The 741-nt window shown below is 42.1% G+C and carries 1 protein-coding gene; it reads right to left on the bottom strand.

The features are described 5' to 3' along the window. Positions 1 to 132 precede the first annotated feature (132 nt). On the bottom strand, positions 133 to 609 hold the full coding sequence (gene tnpA, locus ACYQ3Q_RS28325; RefSeq protein ID WP_459927517.1) for an IS200/IS605 family transposase: 477 nt from the start codon (positions 607 to 609) through the stop codon (positions 133 to 135). Between the last annotated feature and the right edge of the window lie 132 nt (positions 610 to 741).

Genomic DNA, 741 nt, shown 5'->3' with positions numbered 1-741 from the left:
AATCACAACCACCCGCTCAGCGGGTGGTTTGCTCTAGCCCTATAAGGGCTGGGTACAGGCTGAGCCTAAAGGCTCGCTGAAAGTTTCGCCAACCGCACCCTGTCCCGAACTACCCCTAAAGGGGTTGCGGGGCTATTTTTTCTTGTTCTTTTCTACTGGCTCACCCGTAAACGGGTCAACAAACTCTTTGATAGTTAGCTGATCTGCCGCGATATCCTCTTGTAATTGTTTACGGATATATTGTTCTATTGCCTTTTTGTTCCTCCCTACTGTATCTACATAATAGCCTCTGCACCAGAAATGCCTATTCCCATACTTGTACTTTAAGTTCGCATGCCTATCGAAGATCATCAACGAACTTTTTCCTTTGAGGTATCCCATAAAACTTGATACACTTAGTTTCGGAGGAATAGACACTAACATATGAATGTGGTCTGGACATGCGTTTGCTTCTATGATTTCTACTTTCTTGTAATCACACAATGTCCTTATTATCTTTCCTATATCCCCTTTGATTTTTCCATAGATTATTTGCCTACGATATTTTGGGGCAAACACTATGTGATATTTACAGTTCCACTGCGTATGTGCTAAACTTTCTGTATCCATTGGGATCTACCTCCTTTGTCTTAGTGCGGCTGACGAAACCGGCACTATTTTAACAAAGGTAGGTAGTTTTTTCTACTCATAGCTAAAGCTTTTTGGAACCACCTGCATAGCAGGTGGTTTTCGTTTAGACAA

The sequence above is a fragment of the Desulfosporosinus burensis genome, assembly GCF_054657535.1.
The sequence above is the reverse complement of the archived record's forward strand: the minus strand, read 5'-3'. Positions and strand labels throughout refer to the sequence as shown.